Origin of the sequence: Bacillus halotolerans, assembly GCF_004006435.1 — a bacterium.
Taxonomy (GTDB): Bacteria; Bacillota; Bacilli; order Bacillales; family Bacillaceae; genus Bacillus; species Bacillus halotolerans.
The window spans coordinates 2017899-2043140 of sequence record NZ_CP029364.1; the positions used below are offsets into that span (position 1 = coordinate 2017899).

28 protein-coding genes are annotated in these 25242 nt (G+C 39.5%); 22 read left to right on the forward strand and 6 right to left on the reverse strand.

Going from position 1 to position 25242, the window contains the following annotated elements:
• Positions 1-173 precede the first annotated feature (173 nt).
• Both soj and spo0J read left to right on the forward strand, forming a co-directional pair.
• Positions 174-935, forward strand: a complete 762-nt coding sequence (gene soj, locus DIC78_RS10270; RefSeq protein WP_010332665.1) for a sporulation initiation inhibitor protein Soj — start codon at positions 174-176, stop codon at positions 933-935.
• Positions 928-1776, forward strand: a complete 849-nt coding sequence (gene spo0J / locus DIC78_RS10275) for a stage 0 sporulation protein Spo0J (protein ID WP_103672091.1) — start codon at positions 928-930, stop codon at positions 1774-1776. Before soj ends, spo0J begins: the two co-directional genes overlap by 8 nt.
• A 39-nt stretch (positions 1777-1815) precedes the next feature.
• Here the strand turns inward: spo0J and yyaC are convergent, their stop codons facing one another.
• Positions 1816-2433, reverse strand: coding sequence for a spore protease YyaC (gene yyaC / locus DIC78_RS10280; protein ID WP_024123571.1), 618 nt, complete (start codon positions 2431-2433; stop codon positions 1816-1818).
• A 511-nt stretch (positions 2434-2944) separates the two neighbouring features.
• Between yyaC and DIC78_RS10285 the strand changes: the two genes are divergently transcribed.
• From DIC78_RS10285 to DIC78_RS10335, 11 genes are all read left to right on the forward strand, one after another.
• Entirely contained in the window at positions 2945-3961 is a 1017-nt protein-coding gene (locus DIC78_RS10285) for a YkvI family membrane protein (RefSeq protein ID WP_049809975.1), read from the forward strand.
• A gap of 93 nt (positions 3962-4054) precedes the next feature.
• Positions 4055-4261, forward strand: a complete 207-nt coding sequence (locus DIC78_RS10290) for a DUF951 domain-containing protein (protein ID WP_095712546.1) — start codon at positions 4055-4057, stop codon at positions 4259-4261.
• A gap of 50 nt (positions 4262-4311) precedes the next feature.
• Positions 4312-6315, forward strand: coding sequence for a molybdopterin-dependent oxidoreductase (locus DIC78_RS10295; RefSeq protein WP_127696200.1), 2004 nt, complete (start codon positions 4312-4314; stop codon positions 6313-6315).
• 126 nt (positions 6316-6441) lie between these two features.
• Positions 6442-7542: a redox-regulated ATPase YchF gene (gene ychF, locus DIC78_RS10300; RefSeq protein ID WP_127696202.1), complete on the forward strand. Its 1101-nt coding sequence runs from the start codon at positions 6442-6444 to the stop codon at positions 7540-7542.
• 110 nt (positions 7543-7652) lie between these two features.
• On the forward strand, positions 7653-7940 hold the full coding sequence (gene rpsF / locus DIC78_RS10305; RefSeq protein WP_010332658.1) for a 30S ribosomal protein S6: 288 nt from the start codon (positions 7653-7655) through the stop codon (positions 7938-7940).
• A gap of 40 nt (positions 7941-7980) precedes the next feature.
• Entirely contained in the window at positions 7981-8499 is a 519-nt protein-coding gene (gene ssbA, locus DIC78_RS10310) for a single-stranded DNA-binding protein SsbA (protein WP_010332657.1), read from the forward strand.
• 42 nt (positions 8500-8541) lie between these two features.
• Entirely contained in the window at positions 8542-8781 is a 240-nt protein-coding gene (gene rpsR / locus DIC78_RS10315) for a 30S ribosomal protein S18 (protein WP_010332656.1), read from the forward strand.
• A gap of 60 nt (positions 8782-8841) precedes the next feature.
• Positions 8842-9600 carry an exodeoxyribonuclease III gene (gene xth, locus DIC78_RS10320; protein ID WP_127696204.1) on the forward strand — a complete coding sequence of 253 codons (759 nt, stop codon included), beginning with the start codon at positions 8842-8844 and terminating at the stop codon, positions 9598-9600.
• A gap of 59 nt (positions 9601-9659) precedes the next feature.
• Positions 9660-10601, forward strand: coding sequence for a transcriptional regulator CcpB (locus DIC78_RS10325; RefSeq protein ID WP_106019920.1), 942 nt, complete (start codon positions 9660-9662; stop codon positions 10599-10601).
• Positions 10602-10652: 51 nt separating this feature from the next.
• Positions 10653-11033 (forward strand): VOC family protein, encoded by a 381-nt coding sequence (locus tag DIC78_RS10330; protein ID WP_106019919.1) that lies wholly within the window; start codon positions 10653-10655, stop codon positions 11031-11033.
• A gap of 18 nt (positions 11034-11051) precedes the next feature.
• On the forward strand, positions 11052-11606 hold the full coding sequence (locus DIC78_RS10335; RefSeq protein ID WP_024123563.1) for a maltose acetyltransferase domain-containing protein: 555 nt from the start codon (positions 11052-11054) through the stop codon (positions 11604-11606).
• Positions 11607-11637: 31 nt separating this feature from the next.
• Here DIC78_RS10335 and DIC78_RS10340 read toward each other — a convergent pair whose 3' ends face one another.
• Positions 11638-12990: an MFS transporter gene (locus tag DIC78_RS10340; RefSeq protein ID WP_106021824.1), complete on the reverse strand. Its 1353-nt coding sequence runs from the start codon at positions 12988-12990 to the stop codon at positions 11638-11640.
• Between the two features lie 226 nt (positions 12991-13216).
• Here DIC78_RS10340 and DIC78_RS10345 point away from each other — a divergent pair, with 226 nt between their 5' ends.
• Positions 13217-14116 carry a CPBP family intramembrane glutamic endopeptidase gene (locus DIC78_RS10345; protein WP_106021825.1) on the forward strand — a complete coding sequence of 300 codons (900 nt, stop codon included), beginning with the start codon at positions 13217-13219 and terminating at the stop codon, positions 14114-14116.
• Here DIC78_RS10345 and DIC78_RS10350 read toward each other — a convergent pair.
• Positions 14113-16182, reverse strand: coding sequence for a thioredoxin domain-containing protein (locus DIC78_RS10350; RefSeq protein WP_127696206.1), 2070 nt, complete (start codon positions 16180-16182; stop codon positions 14113-14115). The two genes, DIC78_RS10345 and DIC78_RS10350, sit on opposite strands and share 4 nt — an antisense overlap.
• A gap of 427 nt (positions 16183-16609) precedes the next feature.
• Here DIC78_RS10350 and DIC78_RS10355 point away from each other — a divergent pair, with 427 nt between their 5' ends.
• From DIC78_RS10355 to DIC78_RS21825, 6 genes are all read left to right on the forward strand, one after another.
• Complete coding sequence (locus DIC78_RS10355) at positions 16610-17200, forward strand: class I SAM-dependent methyltransferase (RefSeq protein WP_106019916.1); 591 nt, start codon at positions 16610-16612, stop codon at positions 17198-17200.
• Positions 17190-17876, forward strand: coding sequence for a response regulator transcription factor (locus DIC78_RS10360; RefSeq protein WP_106019915.1), 687 nt, complete (start codon positions 17190-17192; stop codon positions 17874-17876). Before DIC78_RS10355 ends, DIC78_RS10360 begins: the two co-directional genes overlap by 11 nt.
• Positions 17873-18949: a sensor histidine kinase gene (locus DIC78_RS10365; protein WP_127696208.1), complete on the forward strand. Its 1077-nt coding sequence runs from the start codon at positions 17873-17875 to the stop codon at positions 18947-18949. Before DIC78_RS10360 ends, DIC78_RS10365 begins: the two co-directional genes overlap by 4 nt.
• Before the next feature lie 124 nt (positions 18950-19073).
• Positions 19074-19715: a TVP38/TMEM64 family protein gene (locus tag DIC78_RS10370; RefSeq protein WP_223255250.1), complete on the forward strand. Its 642-nt coding sequence runs from the start codon at positions 19074-19076 to the stop codon at positions 19713-19715.
• 194 nt (positions 19716-19909) lie between these two features.
• Positions 19910-20404: a tetratricopeptide repeat protein gene (locus DIC78_RS21820; RefSeq protein ID WP_223255251.1), complete on the forward strand. Its 495-nt coding sequence runs from the start codon at positions 19910-19912 to the stop codon at positions 20402-20404.
• A gap of 171 nt (positions 20405-20575) precedes the next feature.
• On the forward strand, positions 20576-20716 hold the full coding sequence (locus tag DIC78_RS21825; RefSeq protein WP_223255253.1) for a hypothetical protein: 141 nt from the start codon (positions 20576-20578) through the stop codon (positions 20714-20716).
• 105 nt (positions 20717-20821) lie between these two features.
• Here the strand turns inward: DIC78_RS21825 and DIC78_RS10380 are convergent, their stop codons facing one another.
• Positions 20822-21679 (reverse strand): arginase family protein, encoded by an 858-nt coding sequence (locus DIC78_RS10380; RefSeq protein WP_106019913.1) that lies wholly within the window; start codon positions 21677-21679, stop codon positions 20822-20824.
• 209 nt (positions 21680-21888) lie between these two features.
• Positions 21889-22356, reverse strand: a complete 468-nt coding sequence (locus tag DIC78_RS10385; protein ID WP_127696210.1) for an ImmA/IrrE family metallo-endopeptidase — start codon at positions 22354-22356, stop codon at positions 21889-21891.
• A gap of 234 nt (positions 22357-22590) precedes the next feature.
• Between DIC78_RS10385 and DIC78_RS10390 the strand changes: the two genes are divergently transcribed.
• A complete protein-coding gene (locus DIC78_RS10390) occupies positions 22591-23751 on the forward strand; it encodes an FAD-dependent oxidoreductase (RefSeq protein WP_164848137.1) in 1161 nt (386 codons plus the stop codon).
• 39 nt (positions 23752-23790) lie between these two features.
• Here DIC78_RS10390 and DIC78_RS10395 read toward each other — a convergent pair whose 3' ends face one another.
• Positions 23791-24033 (reverse strand): hypothetical protein, encoded by a 243-nt coding sequence (locus DIC78_RS10395; RefSeq protein ID WP_106019910.1) that lies wholly within the window; start codon positions 24031-24033, stop codon positions 23791-23793.
• Positions 24034-24510: 477 nt separating this feature from the next.
• On the opposite strand from DIC78_RS10395, the gene DIC78_RS10400 reads away from it, so the two are divergent.
• Entirely contained in the window at positions 24511-25113 is a 603-nt protein-coding gene (locus DIC78_RS10400) for a TetR/AcrR family transcriptional regulator (protein WP_106019909.1), read from the forward strand.
• The last annotated feature ends 129 nt before the right edge of the window (positions 25114-25242 follow it).

Genomic DNA, 25242 nt, shown 5'->3' on the forward strand with positions numbered 1-25242 from the left:
AAAAAAACATATCAGTTTAAGAATTTATAAGAGAAAGCAATAAAGCGCTGATTTAATTTTCAAATATTCCCTTCTGATAAAAAACAAAATGATGAAAAAAGTGAAACGCTTTAATCTTTTTTTGATAAAATAGAAACATGACAGTACATGTTCATGTGAAAGTAGGTGACATCGTGGGAAAAATCATAGCAATTACGAACCAAAAAGGCGGAGTCGGAAAAACAACGACGTCTGTCAACCTTGGAGCATGCTTAGCTTACATAGGGAAAAGGGTTCTGCTGGTAGATATTGATCCGCAGGGGAATGCAACGAGCGGATTGGGGATTGAAAAAGCCGATGTAGATCAGTGTGTGTACGATATTTTAGTAGATGATGCAGATGTAATAGATATTATTAAAGCAACTTCAGTAGAGAATTTGGATGTGATTCCTGCGACGATACAGCTTGCAGGAGCTGAGATCGAGCTGGTTCCGACAATTTCAAGAGAAGTCAGACTTAAGAGAGCGCTTGAAGCAGTGAAGCAGAATTATGATTATATTATTATTGATTGTCCTCCGTCATTGGGATTGCTGACAATTAACGCGCTGACTGCTTCAGATTCAGTTGTGATTCCTGTACAGTGCGAATATTATGCCTTGGAGGGACTGAGCCAATTATTAAATACAGTACGTCTTGTGCAAAAGCATTTGAATACGGATTTAATGATTGAAGGCGTATTGCTGACGATGCTTGATGCCCGGACAAATCTTGGCATTCAAGTGATTGAAGAGGTAAAAAAATACTTTAGAGATAAAGTATATCAGACTGTTATTCCGCGTAATGTCCGTCTGAGTGAGGCACCGAGTCACGGTAAACCCATCATTTTATACGATCCGCGGTCAAGAGGTGCGGAAGTATATTTAGATTTAGCAAAGGAAGTGGCTGCGAATGGCTAAAGGCCTTGGAAAAGGGATTAATGCGTTGTTTAATCAGGTTGATTTGTCTGAAGAGACAGTTGAGGAAATCAAAGTTACCGATTTACGCCCTAATCCTTATCAGCCAAGAAAACACTTTGACGACGAAGCTCTAGCTGAGCTCAAGGAATCTGTGCTGCAGCATGGCATTCTCCAGCCGCTTATCGTCAGAAAATCTTTAAAAGGCTATGATATCGTTGCGGGTGAACGGCGCTTTCGGGCGGCAAAGCTTGCAGGTTTAGAAACAGTTCCAGCGATTGTCCGTCAATTATCAGAGGCGTTAATGAGAGAAATTGCTTTACTGGAAAACCTTCAGCGTGAGGATTTATCACCGCTGGAAGAGGCTCAGGCTTATGACTCTTTGCTCAAACACTTAGATGTCACGCAAGAGCAGCTTGCAAAACGTCTCGGAAAAAGCAGACCGCATATTGCCAACCATTTAAGATTGCTGACATTGCCTGAGAACATTCAGCAGCTGATTGCGGAAGGCACGCTCTCTATGGGGCATGGCCGCACACTTCTTGGTTTGAAAAATAAAAACAAGCTTGAACCGCTTGTGCAAAAAGTGATTGCAGAACAGCTTAACGTTCGCCAGCTTGAGCAGCTGATTCAACAATTAAATCAGAATGTTCCACGTGAAACAAAGAAAAAAGAGCCTGTAAAAGATGCGATTATCAAAGAACGGGAATCGTATCTCCAAAATTATTTTGGTACAACAGTAAATATTAAGAGACAAAAGAAAAAAGGCAAAATCGAAATTGAGTTTTTCTCCAATGAGGATCTTGAACGGATCTTAGAGCTTTTATCAGAACGAGAATCGTAAATGAAAGAAAACCATCTCTATTGAAGATGGTTTTTTGTTTTATAATCGTCCTGTGAGTCTTTGCAACGGATTAAGCCGTTCCTGCCTCCACTCTGTTCGATCTGTTAAACTCAGTCCTTCAGCAAGAACATTTGCCATATTCATGACCAAGTGAAGCCTTGTATTTTGTAAAACAAAGTACTCCATGAAACCGCTAACATTTACAATTCCATTCACATGGAGATCTCCTACCTCAGGAAGATCCTTCTGTACACCGGCACCAGGCTTTAGTGGGCCATCTCCGATCTGGAATGAACCTACGCTTTTCACACGCCCTAAGCAAGCATCAACTGCTACAATAAATGGGTTTTTATGTAATTTGTGAATTTCCATCAATTTGTCCTTCATGTTTACAGCGTGCACAGGATCAGACAGGGTGCCGTAGACGTGGAATCTGGTGAGCTGCATCTGTTTGAGTTTCATTCCTACGAGCGGGCCTAATGAGTCACCAGTTGAACGGTCTGTTCCGATACAAACCACAACAATCGGTCTGCCGGCAGCTTTACGTAAGGATGAAGAAAGAATTGTTTGTATTTGTTTTGCTGCAGCTGTATCTGTATGTGAAACATATTGCTTTACTCGTTCCTGAGAAGAAAAAAGCCCGCCTTTTCGATTCATAGGTTTCACTTCCTTGTTAGATATCGGAATTGCTAGGGATGTGTTTTTTTGGTATGTAAGGTTGTTTACATTATATCCAGCAGTTAGGTTTTTTATGCTTTGTGTCTGTTTACGGATTTTTGGATACAAAGAGGAAAAGATAGAGGTTATTTACAAGTATTGTGCCGCAGCGCTTCAGGTGAAGCAAGATATGGTCTGCTGTTTTGGTAATGGAGGTATCATTAATATGCTTGGAACACCTAATGGAGTTTACGATAAGATCGGAATAACTGAATGATTGAACATGATATCTTGGTGAAGAGCGTATAAAGGAATGGTAGGAAAGTGAAGGATGGGATTTTGTATTTTGACTGCCTGTTTAGGTGGTCTTTTTTTTACGAGTATTTTGTATGATATTTTCACATTCAACCATTATTTTTTGTTTTCCTATGAAAATAGGCATTTTTATTATTAGCGCTCTATATAGTAACAATAACGGAAACAAGCTGAACTCTGTACTTATGAGGTGATAATGTTGTGGAGAGCCGGAATGAGGTGGATGCTGCTTATATTAGGCAGCCTGATCGGCGCCGGATATGCAAGCGGTCAGGAGATATGGCAGTTTTTTGGCGCAGAAAGCGGACTGGCTATTGTGCTGTTTACAGTGATGTTCATTTTCTCGTCTTATATTGTGATGAAAATCAGTTTTAAGGTTCAATCCACTCACTTTCTTCCGGTTCTTGAACATTTAATGGGACCGTGGCTGGCGAAAATTTATGATATTCTCATTGTCTTTTATTTATTTTCTACAACCATGGTGATGATCGCCGGAGGCGGAGTGACGCTGCAAATGTACAAGCTCCCTTTTTGGTGGGGAATTGCGCTGCTTTGCATCGTGACGGTGTGTTTGTTTTTCTGGGATGTGAAAGGGATTTTATCTGTGAATGGCATTTTAATTCCTATTTTAGTTGCCGGGCTGATGTATGCGTTATTTTCATTTCAGAGCACTCATCACCATACGTGGACGATAGATTTGAGCCGGCAGTATAACTGGCCTGCCAGCATTACGTTTACTTCTTTAAATATTCTTTCGGTTGTCGCGATTTTATCGTCTGTCGGGAAAGAAATGAAAGGGCTGGGGGAAGCTAAAATCGCCAGTGTGGCCAGCGGTCTTATTTTTGGCGTGATCTCTTTTGTATATAATGAAACGTTGGTAGAACTGGCTGGTTCCCTTTCTCAATTTGAAATTCCGCTGTTTGCCATTCTGGAGGGTGCCCCTTATCTTCTTTTTTTATGTATGACTGCGGTGCTGTGCCTTGCGATATATACGACGACGGTGGCTGGTTTATTTGGATTATCCAGCCGGCTGATGGCTTTTCTTCACATGCCTAGATGGATGATCGTATTGATTCTGTTAGTGTTGATGGTGCCTTTTACTTCTTTCGGTTTTTCCGATTTAATCGCTTTTTTATATCCTATTTATGGAATGCTGAATCTTTATCTATTAGTTTGTTTGCTGTTATACCCTATTTTAAGTAAATGGAAATAAGAGGATTCCTTTCTTTTTGGGTATGATGATTGCTCTAATGATCAGTTTTTTTGTACAATAGATTCAGCAGTTTATGAAGAGAGGTGAAGGGTCTTGGCGGATAAAGACTTTGGCCTGAATGATGTTGTAGAAATGAAGAAACCGCACCCATGCGGAGCAAACAGATGGAAAATTATACGTATGGGAATGGATATTCGGATTAAATGTGAGGGTTGCTCTCACAGCGTGATGATTCCGAGAAAAGAATTTGAAAGAAAAGTAAAAAAAGTACTGGTCAAGCATGAGGAGCCTACTTCATAAAAAGGCTGACACTCATGCTTTTTCATATAGAAGGTAAGGAGAAGACGGCGATGAGCAAAGTGCATCAGTCAGCATGCCCTCTGAATTGCTGGGACAGCTGCGGTTTTGTGGTGACTGTTGATGACGGAAAGGTAACAAAAGTGGACGGAGATCCAAACCATCCGATTACGGAAGGGAAAATCTGCGGCCGCGGCAGAATGCTAGAGACGAAAACAAATTCGCCTGATCGGCTTCGTTATCCGATGAAAAAACAAAATGGCGAGTTTGTGCGGATTTCCTGGGAGCAGGCTCTTGATGAAATTGCCGATAAACTTCGGGACATTCAGGAGACGTCAGAAACAACAGCAGTTTTGCACAGCCATGATTATGCCAATAACGGTTTATTAAAAGCGCTAGATCAGCGTTTTTTTAATGCGTATGGCGGTGTGACTGAGATTGTCGGAAGCATTTGCTGGGGCTCGGGTATAGAGGCGCAAAGCTGGGATTTCGGCCGGTCGTATGGGCACGGGCCGCTTGATATTTACAACAGCAAACACGTCGTTGTGTGGGGCAGAAATGTATCAAGGACAAATATGCACCTTTATCACCATTTGCAGCAGGTAAAGAAAAAGGGCGCAACACTGACGGTGATTGATCCGATTTTTAATCCGACTGCAAAACTGGCTGACCGTTATATTTCTGTAAAGCCGGGAATGGATGGCTGGCTTGCCGCGGCTGTTTTGAAGGTTCTGATCGAGACGGGAAGAACGGATGAGGATTTTATTTCTCAGCATTCTGTCGGGTTTGATGATGTAAAAGAGCTTTTGAGCACGGTTTCTTTCGAGGAGTTTACTGCGAAAACAGAAACTACGATGGAAGAGCTGGAGTTTCTTGCAGGTCTGTATGCGGATGGTCCGGTGTCTACTTTTATGGGGCTTGGTATGCAGCGGTATAAAAATGGCGGCGGGACGATTCGCTGGATTGATGCGCTTGTTGCGGCAAGCGGAAACGTTGGTATTAAAGGCGGCGGCGCAAATTTTGGCAATGTCCAGATTGGTGAAAGTTTTGCAAAAACGAAGCTGACGCTGCCGGAATTAAAAACGACATCACGTTCTTTTTCAATGATGACACAGGCTGAAGAGGTTTTAACCGCTGATGATCCTGCGATCGAGATGATTATCGTGACATGCGGGAACCCGCTGACTCAGGTGCCAAACACAAATAAAGTAAGACGGGCGTTTGAAAAGGTTCCGGTGACAGTAGCGATTGATTCCATCATGACCGATACGGCAAAGCTGTGCGACTATGTTTTGCCGACTGCCACTGTTTTTGAAGAAGAGGATATTTATTATTCCAGTATGTACCATCATTATGTTCAGTATGGGAAGAAGCTGGTGGAACCGCAGGGCGAAGCGAAGTCAGACAGATGGATATGGTCAGAGCTTGCAAAGCGCCTTGGATTTGGAGAGCTTTTTGAACACAGTACTGAAGAACTTTTGGAGATGGGGCTTTCTTCATTGGAGGCAGACGGTGTAACGCTTGAGCACTTGAAAGAAAAAGGCCATCTGCCGCTTCCGGTTAAACAGGTGCCGTGGGAAGACTTTACGTTTCTGACGCCAAGCGGAAAATTTGAGTTTACCTCTTCTTTAGCTGAAGAAAAAGGATTTAGCGGTGCACTTCAATTGGAAGTGCCTGAGGAGTCTGTTTACCATAACGAAGAACTTGCCGAAAAATACCCTTACACGCTTTTGTCCATTCATCCGCAGCGCTCTAATCATTCACAGCATGTTCCGTTCATCGAGAAGCTTCAGCACATACAGGTCGATATTTCTTCAGATATAGCGGCTGAGCGGGATCTTCAGGATGGAGACGAGGTTGTCATTTTCAATGATCGGGGCCGTTTGAATGGTAAAGTTAAAGTGATGAAACAGGCTCATCCGAAGACGATAAATGTAGATGAAGGCATGTGGGCGGCTTTTGGCGGCTCCGTCAATACGCTGACAAATGATACAAATTCTGATAATGGAATGGGAAGTACGCTTTTTGACTGTTTAGTGGGCTTGAAAAAAGCATAATGAGAGGGTTCAGCAGGCTGAAAATGCTTTTTTGTCAGCTTGTCTTTTCCAGTGAACCTCCTTATAATTGCTCTAGGTTCAAAATACGTTAATGCAATGACGGTTTTATATAGAGGAGATGAAAGAATGGCTTTAACAGCTGGAATTGTCGGTTTGCCGAACGTCGGGAAATCAACATTATTTAACGCAATTACACAGGCCGGTGCCGAATCAGCCAACTACCCGTTCTGTACAATTGATCCGAACGTGGGAATTGTAGAAGTACCGGACGATCGTCTGCGAAAGCTGACTGAGCTGGTCAAACCGAAGAAGACTGTGCCGACTGCTTTTGAATTCACTGATATTGCAGGAATCGTAAAAGGCGCGTCAAAAGGAGAAGGTCTCGGTAACAAATTCCTTTCTCATATTCGCCAAGTTGACGCGATCTGCCACGTTGTCCGTGCTTTTTCTGATGATAATATTACACACGTTTCCGGTAAAGTTGATCCGATTGATGATATCGAAACGATCAATCTTGAGCTGATTCTCGCTGATATGGAAACAGTTGAAAAGCGGATTACACGTGTCAGCAAGCTTGCAAAGCAAAAAGATAAAGAGGCTGTGTTTGAGTTTGACATTTTGACTAAACTGAAAGAAGCGTTTGAAAATGAAAAGCCTGCTCGTTCTGTTGAGTTTACTGAAGAGCAGCAAAAGCTTGTAAAGCAGCTTCATTTGCTGACGTCAAAGCCTATTTTGTATGTTGCAAACGTAAGTGAAGAGGAAGTGGCTGACCCGTCTGGCAATGAATATGTAGCGAAGATTCGTGAATACGCTGCCGGCGAAAACGCAGAAGTCATCGTCGTTTGTGCGAAGATTGAATCCGAAATCGCTGAGCTTGAAGGCGATGAGAAGCAAATGTTCCTTGAAGAGCTGGGAATTGAAGAGTCAGGTCTTGATCAGCTGATTAAAGCATCTTACTCGCTGCTTGGGCTGGCAACATATTTCACAGCCGGTGAGCAGGAAGTCAGAGCTTGGACATTCAAAAAAGGCATGAAGGCCCCTGAATGCGCTGGAATTATTCATAGTGACTTTGAGCGCGGCTTCATTCGCGCTGAAACGGTTGCTTATGATGATCTTCTTGCGGGCGGCGGCATGGCAGGAGCGAAGGAAGCCGGAAAAGTCCGTCTTGAAGGAAAAGACTACGTGGTAAAAGACGGAGATGTTATTCATTTCCGATTTAATGTATAGGATGCAGTTGTAAAGGGACAAGAGCTTTGGTATAATATAAAATTGTGAGTAATAGAATTATTGCTCCTTGCCCATTACGGGCCGCTTAGTCCAAAAGGAGGTGCAAACAGATGAGAAAGTACGAAGTTATGTACATTATCCGCCCAAACATTGACGATGAGTCTAAAAAAGCAGTTATCGAGCGTTTCAGCAACGTTCTGACTTCTAACGGTGCGGAGATCACTGGAACAAAGGATTGGGGTAAACGTCGTCTAGCTTACGAAATCAACGATTTCCGCGACGGTTTCTACCAAATCGTAAACGTTCAAGCTGATGCTGCGGCAGTTCAAGAATTTGACCGTCTAGCTAAGATCAGTGACGATATCATTCGCCACATTGTTGTTAAAGAAGAAGAATAAGCAATTTTGAAATATATAATGGTAAAAGGTGGTCTTTCTTATGCTTAACCGAGTTGTATTAGTCGGAAGACTGACAAAAGACCCAGAGCTTCGTTATACGCCAAACGGTGCGGCTGTTGCCACGTTTACTCTTGCTGTGAATCGTACATTTACGAACCAGTCTGGAGAACGTGAGGCCGATTTCATTAATTGTGTCACTTGGAGAAGACAAGCCGAAAACGTTGCAAACTTCCTGAAAAAAGGAAGCCTTGCAGGCGTAGATGGCCGTTTACAAACAAGAAACTATGAAAACCAGCAAGGGCAGCGTGTCTTCGTGACCGAGGTCCAAGCTGAAAGTGTTCAATTTCTTGAGCCGAAAAGCGGCGGCGGTTCTGGTTCAGGTGGATACAACGAAGGAAACAGCGGCGGAGGCCAGTACTTTGGCGGAGGCCAAAATGATAATCCATTCGGGGGAAATCAAAACAACCAGAGACGCAATCAGGGGAACAGCTTTAATGATGACCCATTTGCCAACGACGGCAAGCCGATTGACATCTCGGATGATGATCTTCCATTCTAATGAGAATATCGCTAAATTGACAAAGAAAGGAGGGAAATGACAATGGCAGGAGGACGCAGAGGCGGTCGTGCGAAGCGCCGTAAAGTGTGTTATTTCACTTCTAACGGTATCACGCACATCGACTACAAAGATGTAGATCTTCTTAGAAAGTTTGTTTCTGAGCGCGGTAAAATTTTACCACGTCGTGTAACTGGAACAAACGCTAAATACCAACGTAAATTGACTGCAGCGATCAAACGCGCTCGTCAAATGGCTTTACTTCCATACGTAACTGGTGAGTAAGCTGATACGTAAAGAGCAAGGACCTTCGGGTTCTTGCTCTTTTTTATAGGGGGATAAAAAATGAAGCTCATTTCTTGGAATGTGAATGGCCTGCGGGCTGTCATGAGAAAAATGGATTTCCTTTCTTACTTGAAAGAAGAGGATGCCGATGTTGTATGTCTGCAGGAAACAAAGATTCAGGATGGCCAAGTGGATCTTGAACCAGAAGGCTATCATGTGTATTGGAACTATGCAGAGAAAAAAGGATATTCAGGTACGGCTGTTTTTTCAAAACAAAAGCCACTGAACGTCATGTACGGAATCGGAATAGAAGAGCATGATCAAGAGGGCAGAGTGATTACGCTGGAATTTGAAAACATGTATGTGATGACCGTTTACACGCCTAATGCAAAAAGAGGGCTGGAACGCATTGATTACCGTTTGCAATGGGAAGAGGCTTTATTAGCGTTTATTCTCGAATTGGACAAGAAAAAACCGGTTATCCTGTGCGGTGATTTAAATGTGGCTCATCAGGAAATTGATTTGAAGAATCCAAAAGCAAACCGGAATAACGCGGGTTTTTCTGATCAAGAAAGAGGAGCATTCACTCGTTTCTTGGAAGCCGGCTTTATTGACTCATTCCGTTATTTATACCCTGATTTGGAAGGCGCTTATTCCTGGTGGTCGTATCGTGCGGGTGCCCGGGACAGAAATATCGGCTGGCGTCTGGATTACTTTATTGTTTCTGAGAGTCTTAAGGGGCAGATTGAAAATGCCAAGATATCAGCACACGTCTTGGGCTCCGACCATTGTCCTGTTGAACTTACGATCAATATATGATGAGATAGCAGTAAGGATTGATCCTTACTGCTTTTTTTATGATGAAAAAGGAGAAAGAGATGGCAAACATAAAAGAGATTGCGAGATTGGCGAATGTATCTGTTTCGACTGTGTCACGTGTACTGAATCATCATCCGTATGTGTCTGAAGAAAAAAGGAAGCTGGTGCATCAAGTCATGGAGGAATTAGACTACACACCGAATCGAACTGCGATCGATCTTATTCGCGGCAAGACTCAAACGATCGGTGTAATCCTGCCTTACAGCGATCACCCTTGCTTTGATAAAATCGTAAACGGCATCACAAAGGCGGCATTTAGACATGAATATGCAACAACCCTCCTCCCTACCAACTATAACCCCGACATTGAAATCAAATATTTAGAGCTGTTAAGAATGAAAAAAATAGATGGCCTCATTATTACATCACGAGCCAATCACTGGGACAGTATGATAGCCTATCAAGAATATGGACCGATTATTGCTTGTGAGGATACTGGAGACATGAATATTCCTTGTGCTTACAATGACAGAAAAGCAGCCTACATAGAAAGCTTTCGATATCTAAAGAACCGCGGACATGAACATATTGCTTTTACAAGCGCGAGAAGCGCCGACAAGAGCCCGAGTACGGCGGTTAAAGCAGCGGCTTATCAGGCCGTCTATGGAAGCCTGGAGGACCGCCATATGCTGACCGGCTGTAATCATATGGACGACGGAGAGCAGGCGGGTGCGTATTTCTATACAAGCGGCCGGGCTCCAACAGCTATTTATGCAAACAGTGATGAAGTGGCAGCAGGAATTTATGTATTTGCCAAAAAGAAAGACTGGGATGTTGAGATCATTGGAGAAGGGAATTCCTCTATCAGCCGTGCCCTCTGTTTCCCATCGCTTGATCTGAATCTTGAGCAGCTGGGCACCGCAGCATTTTCGTTATTTTTGCAGGAACATCCCATAGATATAAAAATTCAGCATCAATTCATGAAAAAAAGCTTGAACTGAAATGCATTTCATCCCTTATAACTTCATTGAAAGACAAAGGAGGAGGAAGACATGCATATTGAGCACACGGCCATCTGGGTCAGAGATTTAGAGCGAATGAAGGCTTTTTATGAAACGTATTTTAATGGCAAAGCCAATTCTCTTTATCATAATGAGAAGAAAGATTTTAAGTCGTATTTTATGACGTTTCATTCCGGAGCAAGGCTGGAAATCATGAAAAAAGGAGATGTGACTGATCAGCCGTCACAAACGATGACAGGCTGGGCGCATATCGCTTTTTCCACTGGAAGCAAAGAGAATGTTGATGAACTGACAGAAAGGTTAAAGCAGGACGGATTCGCTGTAGTAAGCGGTCCAAGGACGACAGGGGACGGCTACTATGAAAGTGTAATTGAAGATGAGGAAGGAAATCTAATAGAGATTACAATTTAACATCTTGGAGTGAATTGAATGCTGACAGAAAAAGAAAAAATGGCAGCCGGAGAATTATACAACTCGGAAGACCGTGAATTATCACTAGAGCGTAAACATGCGAGAAATCTGATTAAACAATATAACGAATCACCAGAAGATGAGTCAGTGCGAACGGAACTTTTGAAAAATCTGCTGGGTTCGATCGGTGATCAAGTCACCATTTTGCCGACATTCCGCTGTGATTACGGCTATCACATTCATATGGGGGATCGTACATTTGTTAATTTTGACTGTGTCATTCTTGATGTTTGTGAAGTTCGTATAGGATGTGATTGTTTGATAGCTCCAGGGGTGCATATCTACACGGCTGGTCACCCTCTCGACCCGCTTGTTAGGAAGTCGGGGAAGGAATTCGGTAAGCCTGTTACAATTGGAGATAATGTTTGGATTGGCGGGCGGGCAGTGATAAACCCGGGAGTGACGATCGGCGATAACGCGGTGATTGCTTCGGGTTCCGTAGTGACAAAGGATGTCCCTGCTAATACGGTTGTAGGGGGAAACCCTGCGAGAAAGCTGAAGGAATTGAATTGAAATCAGTGCGGTTAAACGCCGCACTGATTTTTTATATCTGCTTGGCATTCGTATTGGGGCCGAAGCAGATTAACAATATGGAGCATGCGAGCCAGCAGCCGCCTATAAAGAAAAAGACGCTGACATAGCCGAGCTGAACGGCGATAAACCCGACGAGCAATGAGCCGAAGATGTTCGAAAAGCGCCCGAGCCCATAGGCTAAACCGCTACCTGACGAGCGATACTCTGTTGGAAAAGGCTCAGATGTATACGCATATAAGTTTGATGTGAAAACCCGTTCCGTAATATTGACGATGAAACCAAACACGATAATCATGATGGGAATGAAGGTCATGCCATATAAAAGACCTGCGATGGCAGTCAGAAACGCACTGGCGGCCAAAATCCATTTTCTCTGGAATTTTTCGGAAATCATTGAACCTAGCAACGCGCCGAGCGGAGCGCCGACCGAGTGCAATACGTTATACCATAATGTATTTTCCATCGTGACCCCGTTACTTTTTAGCAAGCTGGGGACCCAAGAGGCAAAGCCATAGAATCCAAAGGTTTCAAAAATCCATACCGCGGATAACACAATGGTTATTTTCAGGTTTCTCCCCTTTAATAATCCTGCGTAACCCGCATGTTGTACTTGTCCGCTTACGGTCTGCGGCACCGGAGCAGGAAGCGGGCCTTTTTCTTTTTCAACGCTTGCTTCAATCCTTTTCAGGATGGCATCGGCTTTTTCATATTCACCGCGATTTTCATGCCAGCGGGGTGATTCCTCCAGCCGCCGAATAAAGAAAAAATAAATAAGACCAACAGCGCCCCATACAAAGACAAGTCTCCATCCCCAAGAGCCGAGCGGAATGACAAAGGCTGATACGATATTGGTGATCGGTACGCCGATCAATCCGATCATGGCACAGAAAGAAATATATTTTCCGCGAACACTTGAAGGGAAAAATTCTGCTAAATAGCTATTGGTGATGACCATGGCAGCTGCGACGCCAAATCCAGTGAGAAAACGAAACGCCATTAAGGATGGGATGTCCCAAGCAGCGGCGTTACATAGCGATGCGATTGAAAAAACGAAGACAAATAGATTCAAGGCTTTTTTTCGGCCGATTCGATCTGAAAGCCGTCCCCCAAGTGATGCTCCCAAAAACATGCCTAAAAACGAAGCAGCCGTTACATTGGCAATGGTTGAAAGCTGGATGCCCCAATGCTCGATCAGTGCCGGCGCTACATTGCTGAGGGTAAATAAATCCGCAAGATCAAAGAAGTAAACAATGCCGAGAGCGGTTAATACTTGGAAGTGGACACGTGAAATCGGGAGGCGGTCTAAACGGTTTGCCGCGTTTGAAAAAGGATGTGTATGTTTCGGTTTGACGCCCGTATTCATAAAAAACCCCCTTTTAATAACGGGAGAAAGACTGAACATTCTCCTCTTGGCATTATTATAAGTATCTTGATTCATTGGGGACAGAGTTCAAATCACTAGATGGAAGAACTAAATTCACACTTTTCGCCTTAATTTTGCTTAAAAGATTTCCAAAACAGTAGATTAGTAGACCAAATTATGCAAATATATAGTAATATTCTCGTTGAAAGGAAGAGTCATAGAAGGAATGAATTCATTTATCCGTCCTCTAGAAGGAAACAATACATTGTGGAGATATTTTTTCTCCTTTTTGGTGATGGTTGGCTTATTCTTTTTTGGAAGCATTGTTTATGTCTTTATGATGTTATTGACTGCACTTTTAAGTCCACATATCGCGTTTGATGTGGATACAGGTATGTTAACCGATTCTTTGGCTGATCTGTTTTTAGCTCATATCGTTTATGTATTTGCGATCCCAGGGGTTTGGCTGGCGGTTCGCTTTATCCTGAAACGCCCGTTTCGATCAGTCATTACACCGCATGCAAAAATCAGCTGGCGCAGCATTTTCTTTGGCTTTATCGCTTATTTCTTGCTGATGGCTGTGGTTCAGGGGATTGATTATGCGGTTCATCCGGCGAAATACACTTTTCAGGATTTTGACGCCTCACGTTTTCTGTGGCTGCTTGTGGCATCTCTGTTATTGGTGCCGCTCCAGACTTCTGCGGAAGAACTGTTTTTCAGGGGATTTTTATTGCAGGCTTTTGGAAAAGTAATAAAGAACCCTTTTGTATTGACGCTGATTGTCGGCGGTCTATTTGGGGCTGTACACTTTGGCAATCCTGAAATGAGTAATGGCGCTTTTTGGGCAGGCATTGAGTATGTAACGATTGGGATTCTTTTAACATATTATACGGTTAAAACAGGCAGCCTTGAAATTTCACTTGGTGTGCATGCCGCGAATAATATGTTCTTATGTCTATTTATGACTGAAAAAAACAGTGTATATGGAGATATTCCTTCATTATTTGCCATCACACGGGGAAATCCGATGTGGGAGACTTTCTTTACGGTTGTCGTTAATCTTTTCTTTGCGTTTATCGTTGTACAATACCATAAGAGATCAAAAAGAAAGCAGCAAGGCGTTTAATCCCTGCTGCTTTTTAATGTTTGTAAGGCTTCTTCGATGTCTGTTGTCGGCTGCTGGCAGGCGAAATTTTCACAAATATACACGGTTGTTTGATCGTCTATGATGCGATAGTCAGCCGCGAACGGTGCAATGTCTTTGCACTGGTCGGGATGTTCTGCCACCAGGATGGAATCGTTTGGATTAAAGGCCTTTTGAAGCGCGCTTGTGATTTGTTTTCTGTCTGGATCGTCCGGGCGTCCAAAAATCACAATTTCCTTTTTAGGCGTCATCTGTTTTAACACACTTTGCATAAAGTAAGAGTGGCCGCTCGGGTATGCCTCGATTTCAGGCTTGAACACGGAAAACATCGTTTCGGCTTTTTCAATCAGCGACAAATCGCCTGTGACTTGCCCGAGGCGCAGGAGCTGAACGGCTGCCACGCTGTTTCCTGAAGGCACGGCGCCATCGTACACTTCTTTTTCTCTGACAATTAATGCTTCTGCGTCATGTCCGGTAAAGTAGAATCCACCATGCTCCTCGTCCCAAAACAAATCGATCATATCGTTTGACAGCTTCTTCGCTTTTTCTATATATGATAGATCAAACGAGGCTTCATAGAGATCGAGATAAGCCCATAAGAGAAAGGCATAATCGTCGATAAATCCTTTGTTTTTCACTTCGCCGTCGCGATACCGAACCATCACCCGGCCGTCGATGATTACATTGTTTTCAATAAAGGTGATAGCGTCTTCAGCCAAGCTGAGGTATTGGGGTTCCTGGAATACCTTTGCTGCTTTAGCAAGACCCGCAATCATCAGCGCGTTCCATGAGGTGAGCACCTTATCATCGACATGCGGATACGTTCTTTTTTCACGCGTCTTTAACAGCTTCAATCTTGCATCTTCAAGCTTGCGGCTGAGCTCTTCTTCGGTTAAGCCGCTATCCGCTTTGATTTGTTCCCGCTTGGTGTGAATGAGGTTGGGAATGTTTTTGCCCTCAAAGTTGCCTTTTTCTGTGATGTCATACACGTTGCAATACAGCGTGCCGAGATCCTCTCCGAGCGTCTTCAAGATCTCTTTTTTTGACCACACGTAGTACTTTCCTTCTTCGCCTTCTGTATCCGCGTCTAAAGCGGAGAAAAAGCTCCCGTCTTCATGGGTCATTTCCCGTTGAATGAATGTAATGATCTGCTCACAAATCTTTTTATAACGGCTGTTTTGCGTGACTTGATAAGCTTCAGTATAAGCTGTCAGCAGGAGCGCATTGTCATACAGCATTTTTTCAAAGTGAGGGACGAGCCACTCATCATCGGTCGAATAGCGGGCAAACCCATAGCCGATATGGTCATAGATGCCTCCATTTGCCATGCTGTCCAGTGTTTTCGTGACGTTGTACAAAGCGTTTTCCTGCCCCGTCGTGTGATAATAACGAAGAAAATACATGAGAATATGAGGCATAGGAAATTTCGGCGCCTGTCCGAAGCCGCCGTAGATTGTATCGAAACCATTGGCAAGCTGCTGGAATGTCCGGTGGATCGCTGATTCGCTCAACCCCTCGCTTGTTTTAGCCGCTGTTTTTGTCTGTAAATGTTTAGCGGCGTTTTCTGCAATATCCTCGACATGCTCACGATCGTTCGCAAACGTTTCTGAAAGATGCTCAAGCACATCCACAAAACCCGGACGATTATATTTACTGGTCTTCGGAAAATATGTACCCGCGTAAAACGGCTTCTGATCAGGCGTGATAAACACATTCAGCGGCCAGCCGCCCTGTCCGGTCATCAGCTGGCAGATTCTCATATAAACAGAATCAACATCAGGGCGCTCTTCCCGATCCACTTTAATCGCAACAAAACGTTCGTTAAGAAGGCGGGCGATTTCCTCGTCCTCGAAGCTTTCATGAGCCATGACATGGCACCAATGACAAGTTGAATAGCCGATGCTGACCAGAACCGGCTTGTTTTCGCGTTTTGCTTTTTCGAAGGCTTCTTCTCCCCAAGGGAACCAGTCTACTGGGTTGTGGGCGTGTTGAAGTAAGTATGGTGATTTCTCAGCGATTAATCTATTGGGTTTATTGTTAGTGGGCATGGGATCACCTTCTTTCATCTTGTTTTATTCCTACTTACTGTACCACAATTATTTAATTGCATACCTTCATATATGGCAATCCAAACCTCTTAAATCCAATAGTGATGAAAACGCAGGGTGTAAAAGTGTTGATGAATGGTGAATAAAATAACATAAATTAAATAATTCTTCTTTGTTGAGTCAGTAATGGTTCAGATATATAGAAAGAGAATGCTCGATCACTCATGCAAAGATTAATACTTCTCTTTTTTATTTGTCATTCTTGATATAGATGGCGGCAGGGAAATAGATAGTCCTATGCTAAGGACGACAGTTATGAAAAGAGTTCCGCCAAAACTTAAGAATTCTTAAGAACTTTTGCCCCTCTTTCTTCAGGTTTTGAATTTAAAGTAAGATTATAAATTTAAAACAAATGGAGAGATTAGAGATGAAACGTCTGTTGTTCTTATTTCAATATATAGGTAATCCCAGCACTGTTGGTTCCATCCTTCCCAGCTCAAGGTTTCTTGGAGATAGAATGATGGAAGGAATTGATTTTAAGAAAGCCAAATACATTATCGAATATGGACCAGGTACAGGTGTATTCACAAAAAAACTGCTTGAAAAACGAAATCCAGAGACGATTATTTTATTAGTCGAACAAAATAAAGAATTTTATTCATTGCTGAAAGAAAAATTTAAAAATGAGAGGAATTTATTCATTGTATACGGATCTGCCGAAAATATCATCGAGCATGTAAGGGAGTATGGTATACCTTATATAGACTATGTTATTTCCGGTCTTCCATTTGCAAGCTTGCCAAAAAGTGTTTCAAACAAAATTTTATTAGAAACCTCTAAGATTTTAAAAAAAGATGGGGAATTCATTACTTTCCAATACACTATGTATAAAAAGACATTTATTGAACAGTTTTTTACCAAAATAGATGTAAAAAGAGAACTTAGAAATGTGCCTCCGGCTTATGTCTTCAGCTGTTCGATGCCGCAAAATGATAAGGAGGAGTTATATGAAGTCTAACATTCTTATTGTTGACGATGACAAAGATATTAGAAATCTTATTTCTGTTTATTTAGAAAATGAAGGTCTGCACACGCAAAAGGCTAAAGATGCAATCGAAGCTTTAAAACTGTTGGAACAAAAAGAGTTTGATCTCATGATCTTGGATATTATGATGCCCAGCATGGATGGAATTAAAGCATGTATGAAGATTAGGCAGGAACGAAATCTGCCCATCATCATGCTTTCTGCAAAATCGGAAGATATGGATAAAATTCAAGGGCTTGCTGCCGGTGCCGATGATTATTTATCGAAACCGTTTAACCCATTAGAGTTAATCGCAAGGGTCAAATCCCAATTAAGGAGGTATAAAAAATACAATACGGATACTAATAGCACGAAGAACATCATTGAAATCGGTGACCTGATCGTCAATACAGATACACGGCAAGTATGGGTGCGGGGGCAGGAAGTGCGGCTGACGCCAAAAGAGTTCGATATACTTGAACTTCTTTGCATGAACAAAGGTATGGTTCTAAGTGTTGAGAAAATATATGAAGCAGTATGGAAGGAAGACTTTTTTAAATCGGACAACACTGTCATGGTACACATTACAAAAATCAGGGATAAGATAGAAGAGGATTCCAAACATCCCATTTACATAAAAACTGTTTGGGGAACAGGATATAAAATATGAGGAAGTTTGGAAATAAGCTAATTGTAAAGCTTCTTGGTACGATTGCAATTAGTTTTCTTATTTCATTAGGTATGATGACACTCATTATATTATCTAACGTATATCTACAAAAAATGAATTATCTGAAAGAATTTAGCCTCCGGAGTAGCTATTTTATGATATTGCTTCAATTCTCGGTAGCTATTCTTACTTTTATTGTAGTTTTTTTTATTATGGCACGGAAAAAAATATTATATTTGAGGCTTATTACTGAGAGTGTTCATCATATTGCCAATGGAAAACTTGGCTTGACCATTAGGATTGAAAGTAGGGATGAATTGACCCAGCTTGCACAAAACATTAATGATATGTCCAAAGAGTTAGAAAAAAAATTTGAACACGAAAGACAATTAGAAAGATCGAAAAGTGAACTGATCTCAAATGTATCTCATGATTTAAGAACACCATTAACATCAATTATCGGGTATTTGGATTTATTAAAAAAAGGCCAATATGACAGTAAAGCTCAATTTCAGGAATATCTCGAAACAATTGATTCAAAATCGCAAAGGCTGAAATACCTGATTGATGAACTGTTTGAGTATACACATTTATCGAGCCCGGACGTTAAGTTAACCTGTAAAGAAGCTGATTTGTCGGGTTTATTGGAACAGATAATCGGGGAATACATCCCTATTTTTGAAAAGGAACAGTTAAGTGTTCAAAAATCAATTACAGAAGACAATATTCCTGTGTTAATGGATATCGATAAGTTGGTTCGTGTTTATGATAATCTCTTTATGAATGCGATAAAATACAGCAAGAAACCATCTAAATTATTTATTAGCCTTGAGATCATTGGTGACAAAGCAATCTTGAAAGTTTCTAATAAAGTTGAGGATTTCCCGGTTGACAATATAAACAAATTGTTTGAACGGTTTTTCAGGGGCGATAAGGCAAGAACAGATCAACAAGGAAGCGGCCTAGGGCTTGCGATCTCAAAAAGAATTGTTGAGCTTCATAATGGTAATATCCTTGCTGAATATAGAGAAGGCTGGATGAGCTTCATTGTCGAACATCCAATGCATAGATAAAAGCTTATGGAGGAAAATTTCCATAAGCTTTTATCTTGAAAATAAAACTTAAGAATCCTTAAGTATTTTGCGGAGTGTTTCTTCATTTTTATTGCTTATCATTTATGTATGGAAAGCGAGGAGAGTGAAGAAATTGAAAAATAAATTTCTTATTTTAGCTTTATGGCTTTTAGCTATTTATATCCTAAAGGAATATCATTTCCTCTCACTCGAAATGAGTGATTTACAGGAATTTATATCAACGAATACAAAATATGCGATGATGCTGTTTATTGCCCTGTGGATCATTAGGCTTCTCTTTTTTATTCCAGGAGTAACTCTCATGTTTTTAGGGGGCATATGCTTTGATCCAATTGTTAGTTTTATATTATCGATGGTTGGCATTTTTTTGAGCGAGACCTTGGTTTATCTTTTCTCTAGAATATTTTCAAGCGGAAAAATGATGAAGGATTTGGAGCATAAACATCCAGGACTAAAAAAATTATTGGAGGCTTACAATTATAAGTTTTTGGCATTGGGGATGATTTGTCCGATAGCCCCAACAGATGTCGTGTGTTTTTTATCAGCTGCCGTTGGGTTAAAGTATAGTGTCTACATCTTAACTGTCGTTATTACGAATATCCCTCTATTGATTTTTTCTAGCTTTATTGTCATTAACTTTAGCGAGTCTTTAGTGGGAACTGTCTTGGTTATCGTATCATTTGTTTTGATTTCTGTTGTAACCATTAAAATGTGGAACAGTCTTAAGCAGAAGCAAAGTGCATAGATACTAGATATAGTTGCTTAGCTTAATATTAAATTGAATCTATCTTTAGAGAACTCAACCATAGATACCAGATGATTTTGGTATCTTTTTTTGTTTTTCCTATAGAAATACATAACCCTTTAGAAATGACTTGTAACCAATGGGAAATTGAACGTGGAGAATTTTATTTTAAAGTATCAGAGGTCTATTACTATATGAAACAAACTTATTTTTCGCTGAGTTATGCAAAGAGAGCTATAAAGATATACAAGAAATTTGACATTCACGATGAAAGAATACTTCATTGCAGGTTTATTGTAGCTGGAAATTTAATTGATACTTTAAATTACAATAGTGCAATTAAGGAATTGAAAAAAGGATTACAGGATGCTTTTAAAATCGGAAAAAAATATCTCATTGCAACATTTCATATGAATTTAGGGATTGTTTATAGGAGTGTTGATCAATATGATTTGTCGATTCAAAATCTCATGAAGGCATTGCAAGTTTTTCAAGAGGAAAAGCATATTTTTAAGTCAAAAACGTTATTTAATTTGTTTCATGTATTAGCCCAGAAAGGGGAAATGAATAAAGCGCTTCTATATTTTGAACAAGGAAGTGCCATTGTTCTGCGTAACAATGATTATGAATACCAAGCCAAATTCAAATTGCTAAAGGGACTTTATTTTCCGATGAAGATGTTTCTTTAATTAATGAGGCCTTAGATTACTTTCAATCGAAGAAATTGTTTGCTGATATTGAAGAATATGCTCATGAGGTTGCAGAGTTTTATTATGAAAAAGGAAATTCTTCGCTCTCTAACGAATATTATCGTAAGGTAATAGCAGCCAGAAAAGAAATTCGAAAAGGGGAGATTATTCATGAAGAAAAAAATGATTGCCTTATCAATGACGATTTTAATGGGGATGACAGTACTAGGCTTATCCTTTAATTCAGATACTTTTGGTCAAGCTAAATCTGAAAACGTAATTAGTATTGCATCAGATCGGCTTGGAAGCTAAAGTAACCCACTCGTTTTTCGTGAGTGGGCTTTTTTTATTTGGATAGAGTCTAGAAAATGGACGTTTGTCTTTTTGTTAAATCAATACAAGAGGAAAAATCGTTATCTATTGTTCGAAAATATCTAATTCAGCTAATAAATTTTTTAAATTTATAGAATCCCAGGGTAAAAACTCTGCAATTGTGAATCCGACAACATCATTTTCTTTAAAAACACCTTTTAATATATTCAATGAATCTTTAAGAGTCATCTTTCCAGATTCTGAAGGAAATTCTGTCACACCAGGCTCTGAGAAATATAAAGATCTAAAGAAATTTGGATCTAATACGTCTAAATCAAAATGAACAGCTATTTTAGTAAAACCATTCTTTTTAATCCACTTTTGTATATCTTCAGATTTTAAATTGTTTTTATCTTGAACTGTATAATTTAGATTTAATTCCTTTAATAATTTCACTTCTAAATCAAGTGGTTTTTGCAATCCAACATATAAAAATTGATCTGAATCAAAAGGATGTTCAACGCCTTTTGATAGCTCTGGATCTCCTGCTCCTAATAAATTCCCCAAAACCATAGCATGTTCATGATGAAATTCTTTTGGGGTTGAAACATCAGGATGAGAATCTATCCAAATGATTCCTAGTTCTTTTCCATATTTACCATGAAGATAATCAAAAGGTGCTTGAGATACTAAGCAATTCCCACCAAAAGTAATAATTTTATCTGGCAATTCTTTTTTCAAAACTTCCGCTGCCATACTCACATTTCGTTTAACGGTAGATTGAGCAACCACACCATTTTCCTTTTCTAATTCTTCATTTTTCGGTTCCTCAATATTTAATTTTATCTCTTTTTGGTTGGCATTTTTAGGAGCTAACCATGACAGTAATTCTGCGCCAAAATAATATTCTCGCTTATTTCCACCTTGCCAATCAGGGGCTATTAACCTTATTGTTCTACTCATAAACACCAAACCTCCATTATTAAATTAATCCATTTAATTCAAACTTTATCAATTAACTATATTTGTATCAATAAATTGGTCTTGTTAGATACATTAAAACTTTTAAAAAGGATTTAGCATGTTAATGACAAATTGGAATTTTTATGGAAGTGCCACTATATTGAGATTTCACATACATGGTTAATCCCTGTTTCCATCCTGCTCCTTGCCTAAATTTTCAATTGTGAGTGTTTGTGCTGTATGACATGTGTAGGCAGATTAAAGAAAGATGCGAGTTGATTGATTGTTAAGTTTTGTATTTCGAATAAATGTTCTTTTAATAATTTGTCCGGAAGTAACAATTCAGAAGCGAATATATTTGCTTGGTGTTCTAACTTATCTTTTAAGACAACGGAGCAATTAGCCATTTTAAAAGTATTTAAATTTTTGTGGAGGAAATAAAGTCCAAGTTCGTGGGCAACAATGAATGTTTGGTGCGTTAGGTTTTCATTTGTATGGATTATATAACGTTTTTCTTCTTTAAGATGTTGAAGTAAACCTTCGGCTTGTCCTAAATTGTTCTTGGTTATGATTATATTTAGTTGTTCGCAAATTTCATAAACATCATTAGTTCCATAACTCAACAAGATTGACTGTACTTTATGTTTTATGTTCTTGCTCGTATAAATTGGTATCACTCTTTCCTTTTTTTCTGTTTATAAAAGGATTGCCAGTGATGTGGCGTCAAGTCGCAAAAGTATTGCTCATGTCTGAAATCCAGTCACTATTTTTTAAAATAGATAGAGGTTAGTGACACGGTTTTTATCTTCGGATAATTTCCATAAACAGGGAATAGGTCCTATTGTGTTTGTTAACTATAACTGTTTAAATATAAACCGAACGGTCTGTTTTAAAAAAGGGGGATGATAAATGTGAGGGAAAAACATGTTTTAATTATTGGTGGTGGAATTGCTGGAGTAGCAATGGGGATTTTTTTGAAAAAACAAGGGATTAGTTCATCCGTTTATGAAAGTTATCCAATTAAAAAAGATGCTGGTGCTGCTTTTGGAATCTCTCCAAATGGAATGGATGTGTTAGAAGCACTCGGTTTAAAACAAGAAGTGTTAAGAAATAGTTGGAGCATTAAAAATGTTGAAATGCACAATATGTATGGGACTGTCATGTCAACTATTAATCTAGTTGATGAAGACAATAATTATTACCCCATGCAATACATGACTAGGTCAAATTTAATGAGCATATTGTTAGAAAAAGCGCAAGATGAGGGAGTTTGCATTCATTACGGAAAAAAACTAATAAATTTGCATCAGGATGAAACCTTGGTTACAGCTTTTTTTGAGGATGGAACGCAAGAGACAGGAACTGAACTAATTGGAGCTGATGGTATTCATTCAAAGACAAGGCAAAATATATTTAACCAATGTTCAATGGTTTATGCGGGCTACTCAATTATTCAAGGAATTGTTTCTTCGAAGGATTTATGCGGTAAGGATAATGAAGGGTTTGTAGGTTATGCAAAAGGAAACAATAGTATGATGATAGCAAGATGTCATTCTGGAGATATAGAGAACTATCATTGGTTGTGTTTTGTTTTTTCAGATCGAAAAATTTCTTCAAAGGAGCTAGAACAAAAGACGTCCGAAGAACTGAGGATAGAGTTGCTAAAATTATTTAAAGATTGGAGCGATCCTATCCCGAGTATGATTGAAAATTCAAGTCAAATACATGCAAGAAGCCGATTTAAATTTAAGTCATTAGAAAATTGGTCAGAGAATAGAGTTGTGTTAATTGGTGACGCTTTACATGGTATTTCTCCTATTACAGGTCAGGGCGTGTCCCTTGCACTTGAAGATGCAATGTATTTATCGAAATTAATGTCCGAACATGATTATAAGGATGCTTATTATTATTTTGAATTCGATCGAAAACCTAGAGTTCAAAAAATCAAGAAAATGGCTGAGATAGAGAACGAATCGATGTTCTTTGACTTTGACCTCTATAAAAACCCAACTAATGTGGTTGAAGGTACAGTAAGCACTATATTAGATAGTAAAGAAACAGTGAACAAGTGACTTAATAAATAAAAGAAGATACCACATTCGGTATCTTCTTTATCTTACTGTGATAATATGATTTTTCTTGAATTTAAATTTATTTTTAGAAATCATTTTTTTGAAAAGTAAAGGACAAAGAATACTCGCTGCTAATCCCGTACATTCGAAGAAAATATTATTTTTGTATTTAAAAATCCAATATCCTGTTGAGCCAATAATAATTTCAAAAAATAAGAATTCTTTTAACTGTTTTTTTGATAAAGATATGATTATAACTTTTGACGGTTTTATTTTAATCATAATAATCATCTCCTTATAGAGCAAATGTATTCAATAAATTTTATATTAGACACATAGTTTTATGAGGAATAAATTCAGAAATCACACTTGGTATTTATTTAAACGGAATAGAGGTCCATTAACGATTTACGGTCTATTACTATTTCTGTATTCATGATTCTGTTTAGACGAGCTAATAGTCGGTCTATTCTTTATTTTTTTCAGGGTCATGAGTATTATGTTTTTAGCATCAAATGGATTTAACCCTGTTTCCTTTGCTATTATTACTCCGTTAATTGCTATGGGAATCCATATTCAAGCAGTTATGTTAGTGACAGGAATTGTTTGTCTAATAGCAGGCTCATTATATATTTCAATTCTAGATCTTATCAGAAATTTTAAAGGGCTTTGTAAAATGAACGTGTTTTGATTTAAATATGGTAAAATGACAGAAAAAGGACTTAGTAAAGACGTGTCTATAATGAAAGGATAGGGAGTATGACAAGTAACTCACCTGGAAAAGGAAAAAGAAAAAGTGAAAAGACAAAAAAAGAATTGATAAACGTTGCCCGCGACTTATTCGCAAAAAAAGGTTATTCAGAAACGTCTATTAGAGACATTCTAACTGCAGCCAACATTAGTAAAGGGAATCTTTATCATCATTTTAAAGGGAAAGAGTTTTTATTTCTTCACATTATGGAAGAAGACACTCAAGAGTGGAATAATCTTTGGACAGAAAAAAAGGGGCAATATAAAAACGCGATTGAAAAACTGTACGGTTTAGCAGAATTTATGATTGATATTAATATTAATTACTCTTTATTAAATGCAACTGAGGAATTTTTCACTAGTGCTTTTTCATCTGAAGAAGTAGTGGAAAGATTAACTAAATTAGACGACCAATACTATGAGATTATGGAAGATATTTTAAGAGAAGGCATCAACGATGGAAGTTGGGTTATTAATAACATACAAATCACTTCAAAAATTCTTTCTGGATTATTTTACAGTATAGATACTTTATATCGTAATGATTCCATTCAACAAAAAAAAGAGCTACTAAAAGAGGCTACGAGGATTTTTATTAAAGGCATTAAGTAGAATATTATTGGTGTTAGGTAATTATTGTAATTGTAAAATAACTTGACTCTAGAGCTTTATAATTTTAAATCTCCTCATTTAGTTTATAATAAACCGTACGGTCTGTTTATAATCTTTTTGATAACTGAC

Bases quoted from the DNA above. Each gene is read 5' to 3' on its own strand.
- DIC78_RS10335 (WP_024123563.1), top strand. From the start codon at position 11,052: ATGCTGACAGAAAAAGAAAAAATGGCAGCCGGAGAATTATACAACTCG.
- DIC78_RS10400 (WP_106019909.1), top strand. From the start codon at position 24,511: ATGACAAGTAACTCACCTGGAAAAGGAAAAAGAAAAAGTGAAAAGACA.
- DIC78_RS10285 (WP_049809975.1), top strand. From the start codon at position 2,945: ATGTTGTGGAGAGCCGGAATGAGGTGGATGCTGCTTATATTAGGCAGC.
- DIC78_RS10330 (WP_106019919.1), top strand. From the start codon at position 10,653: ATGCATATTGAGCACACGGCCATCTGGGTCAGAGATTTAGAGCGAATG.
- DIC78_RS10360 (WP_106019915.1), top strand. From the start codon at position 17,190: ATGAAGTCTAACATTCTTATTGTTGACGATGACAAAGATATTAGAAAT.
- ssbA (WP_010332657.1), top strand. From the start codon at position 7,981: ATGCTTAACCGAGTTGTATTAGTCGGAAGACTGACAAAAGACCCAGAG.
- spo0J (WP_103672091.1), top strand. From the start codon at position 928: ATGGCTAAAGGCCTTGGAAAAGGGATTAATGCGTTGTTTAATCAGGTT.
- DIC78_RS21825 (WP_223255253.1), top strand. From the start codon at position 20,576: ATGAAGAAAAAAATGATTGCCTTATCAATGACGATTTTAATGGGGATG.
- DIC78_RS10380 (WP_106019913.1), bottom strand. From the start codon at position 21,679: ATGAGTAGAACAATAAGGTTAATAGCCCCTGATTGGCAAGGTGGAAAT.
- DIC78_RS10325 (WP_106019920.1), top strand. From the start codon at position 9,660: ATGGCAAACATAAAAGAGATTGCGAGATTGGCGAATGTATCTGTTTCG.
- DIC78_RS21820 (WP_223255251.1), top strand. From the start codon at position 19,910: ATGAAACAAACTTATTTTTCGCTGAGTTATGCAAAGAGAGCTATAAAG.
- DIC78_RS10355 (WP_106019916.1), top strand. From the start codon at position 16,610: ATGAAACGTCTGTTGTTCTTATTTCAATATATAGGTAATCCCAGCACT.
- DIC78_RS10340 (WP_106021824.1), bottom strand. From the start codon at position 12,990: ATGAATACGGGCGTCAAACCGAAACATACACATCCTTTTTCAAACGCG.
- xth (WP_127696204.1), top strand. From the start codon at position 8,842: ATGAAGCTCATTTCTTGGAATGTGAATGGCCTGCGGGCTGTCATGAGA.
- DIC78_RS10295 (WP_127696200.1), top strand. From the start codon at position 4,312: ATGAGCAAAGTGCATCAGTCAGCATGCCCTCTGAATTGCTGGGACAGC.
- rpsR (WP_010332656.1), top strand. From the start codon at position 8,542: ATGGCAGGAGGACGCAGAGGCGGTCGTGCGAAGCGCCGTAAAGTGTGT.
- rpsF (WP_010332658.1), top strand. From the start codon at position 7,653: ATGAGAAAGTACGAAGTTATGTACATTATCCGCCCAAACATTGACGAT.
- yyaC (WP_024123571.1), bottom strand. From the start codon at position 2,433: ATGAATCGAAAAGGCGGGCTTTTTTCTTCTCAGGAACGAGTAAAGCAA.
- ychF (WP_127696202.1), top strand. From the start codon at position 6,442: ATGGCTTTAACAGCTGGAATTGTCGGTTTGCCGAACGTCGGGAAATCA.
- DIC78_RS10365 (WP_127696208.1), top strand. From the start codon at position 17,873: ATGAGGAAGTTTGGAAATAAGCTAATTGTAAAGCTTCTTGGTACGATT.
- DIC78_RS10350 (WP_127696206.1), bottom strand. From the start codon at position 16,182: ATGCCCACTAACAATAAACCCAATAGATTAATCGCTGAGAAATCACCA.
- DIC78_RS10395 (WP_106019910.1), bottom strand. From the start codon at position 24,033: ATGATTAAAATAAAACCGTCAAAAGTTATAATCATATCTTTATCAAAA.
- DIC78_RS10345 (WP_106021825.1), top strand. From the start codon at position 13,217: ATGAATTCATTTATCCGTCCTCTAGAAGGAAACAATACATTGTGGAGA.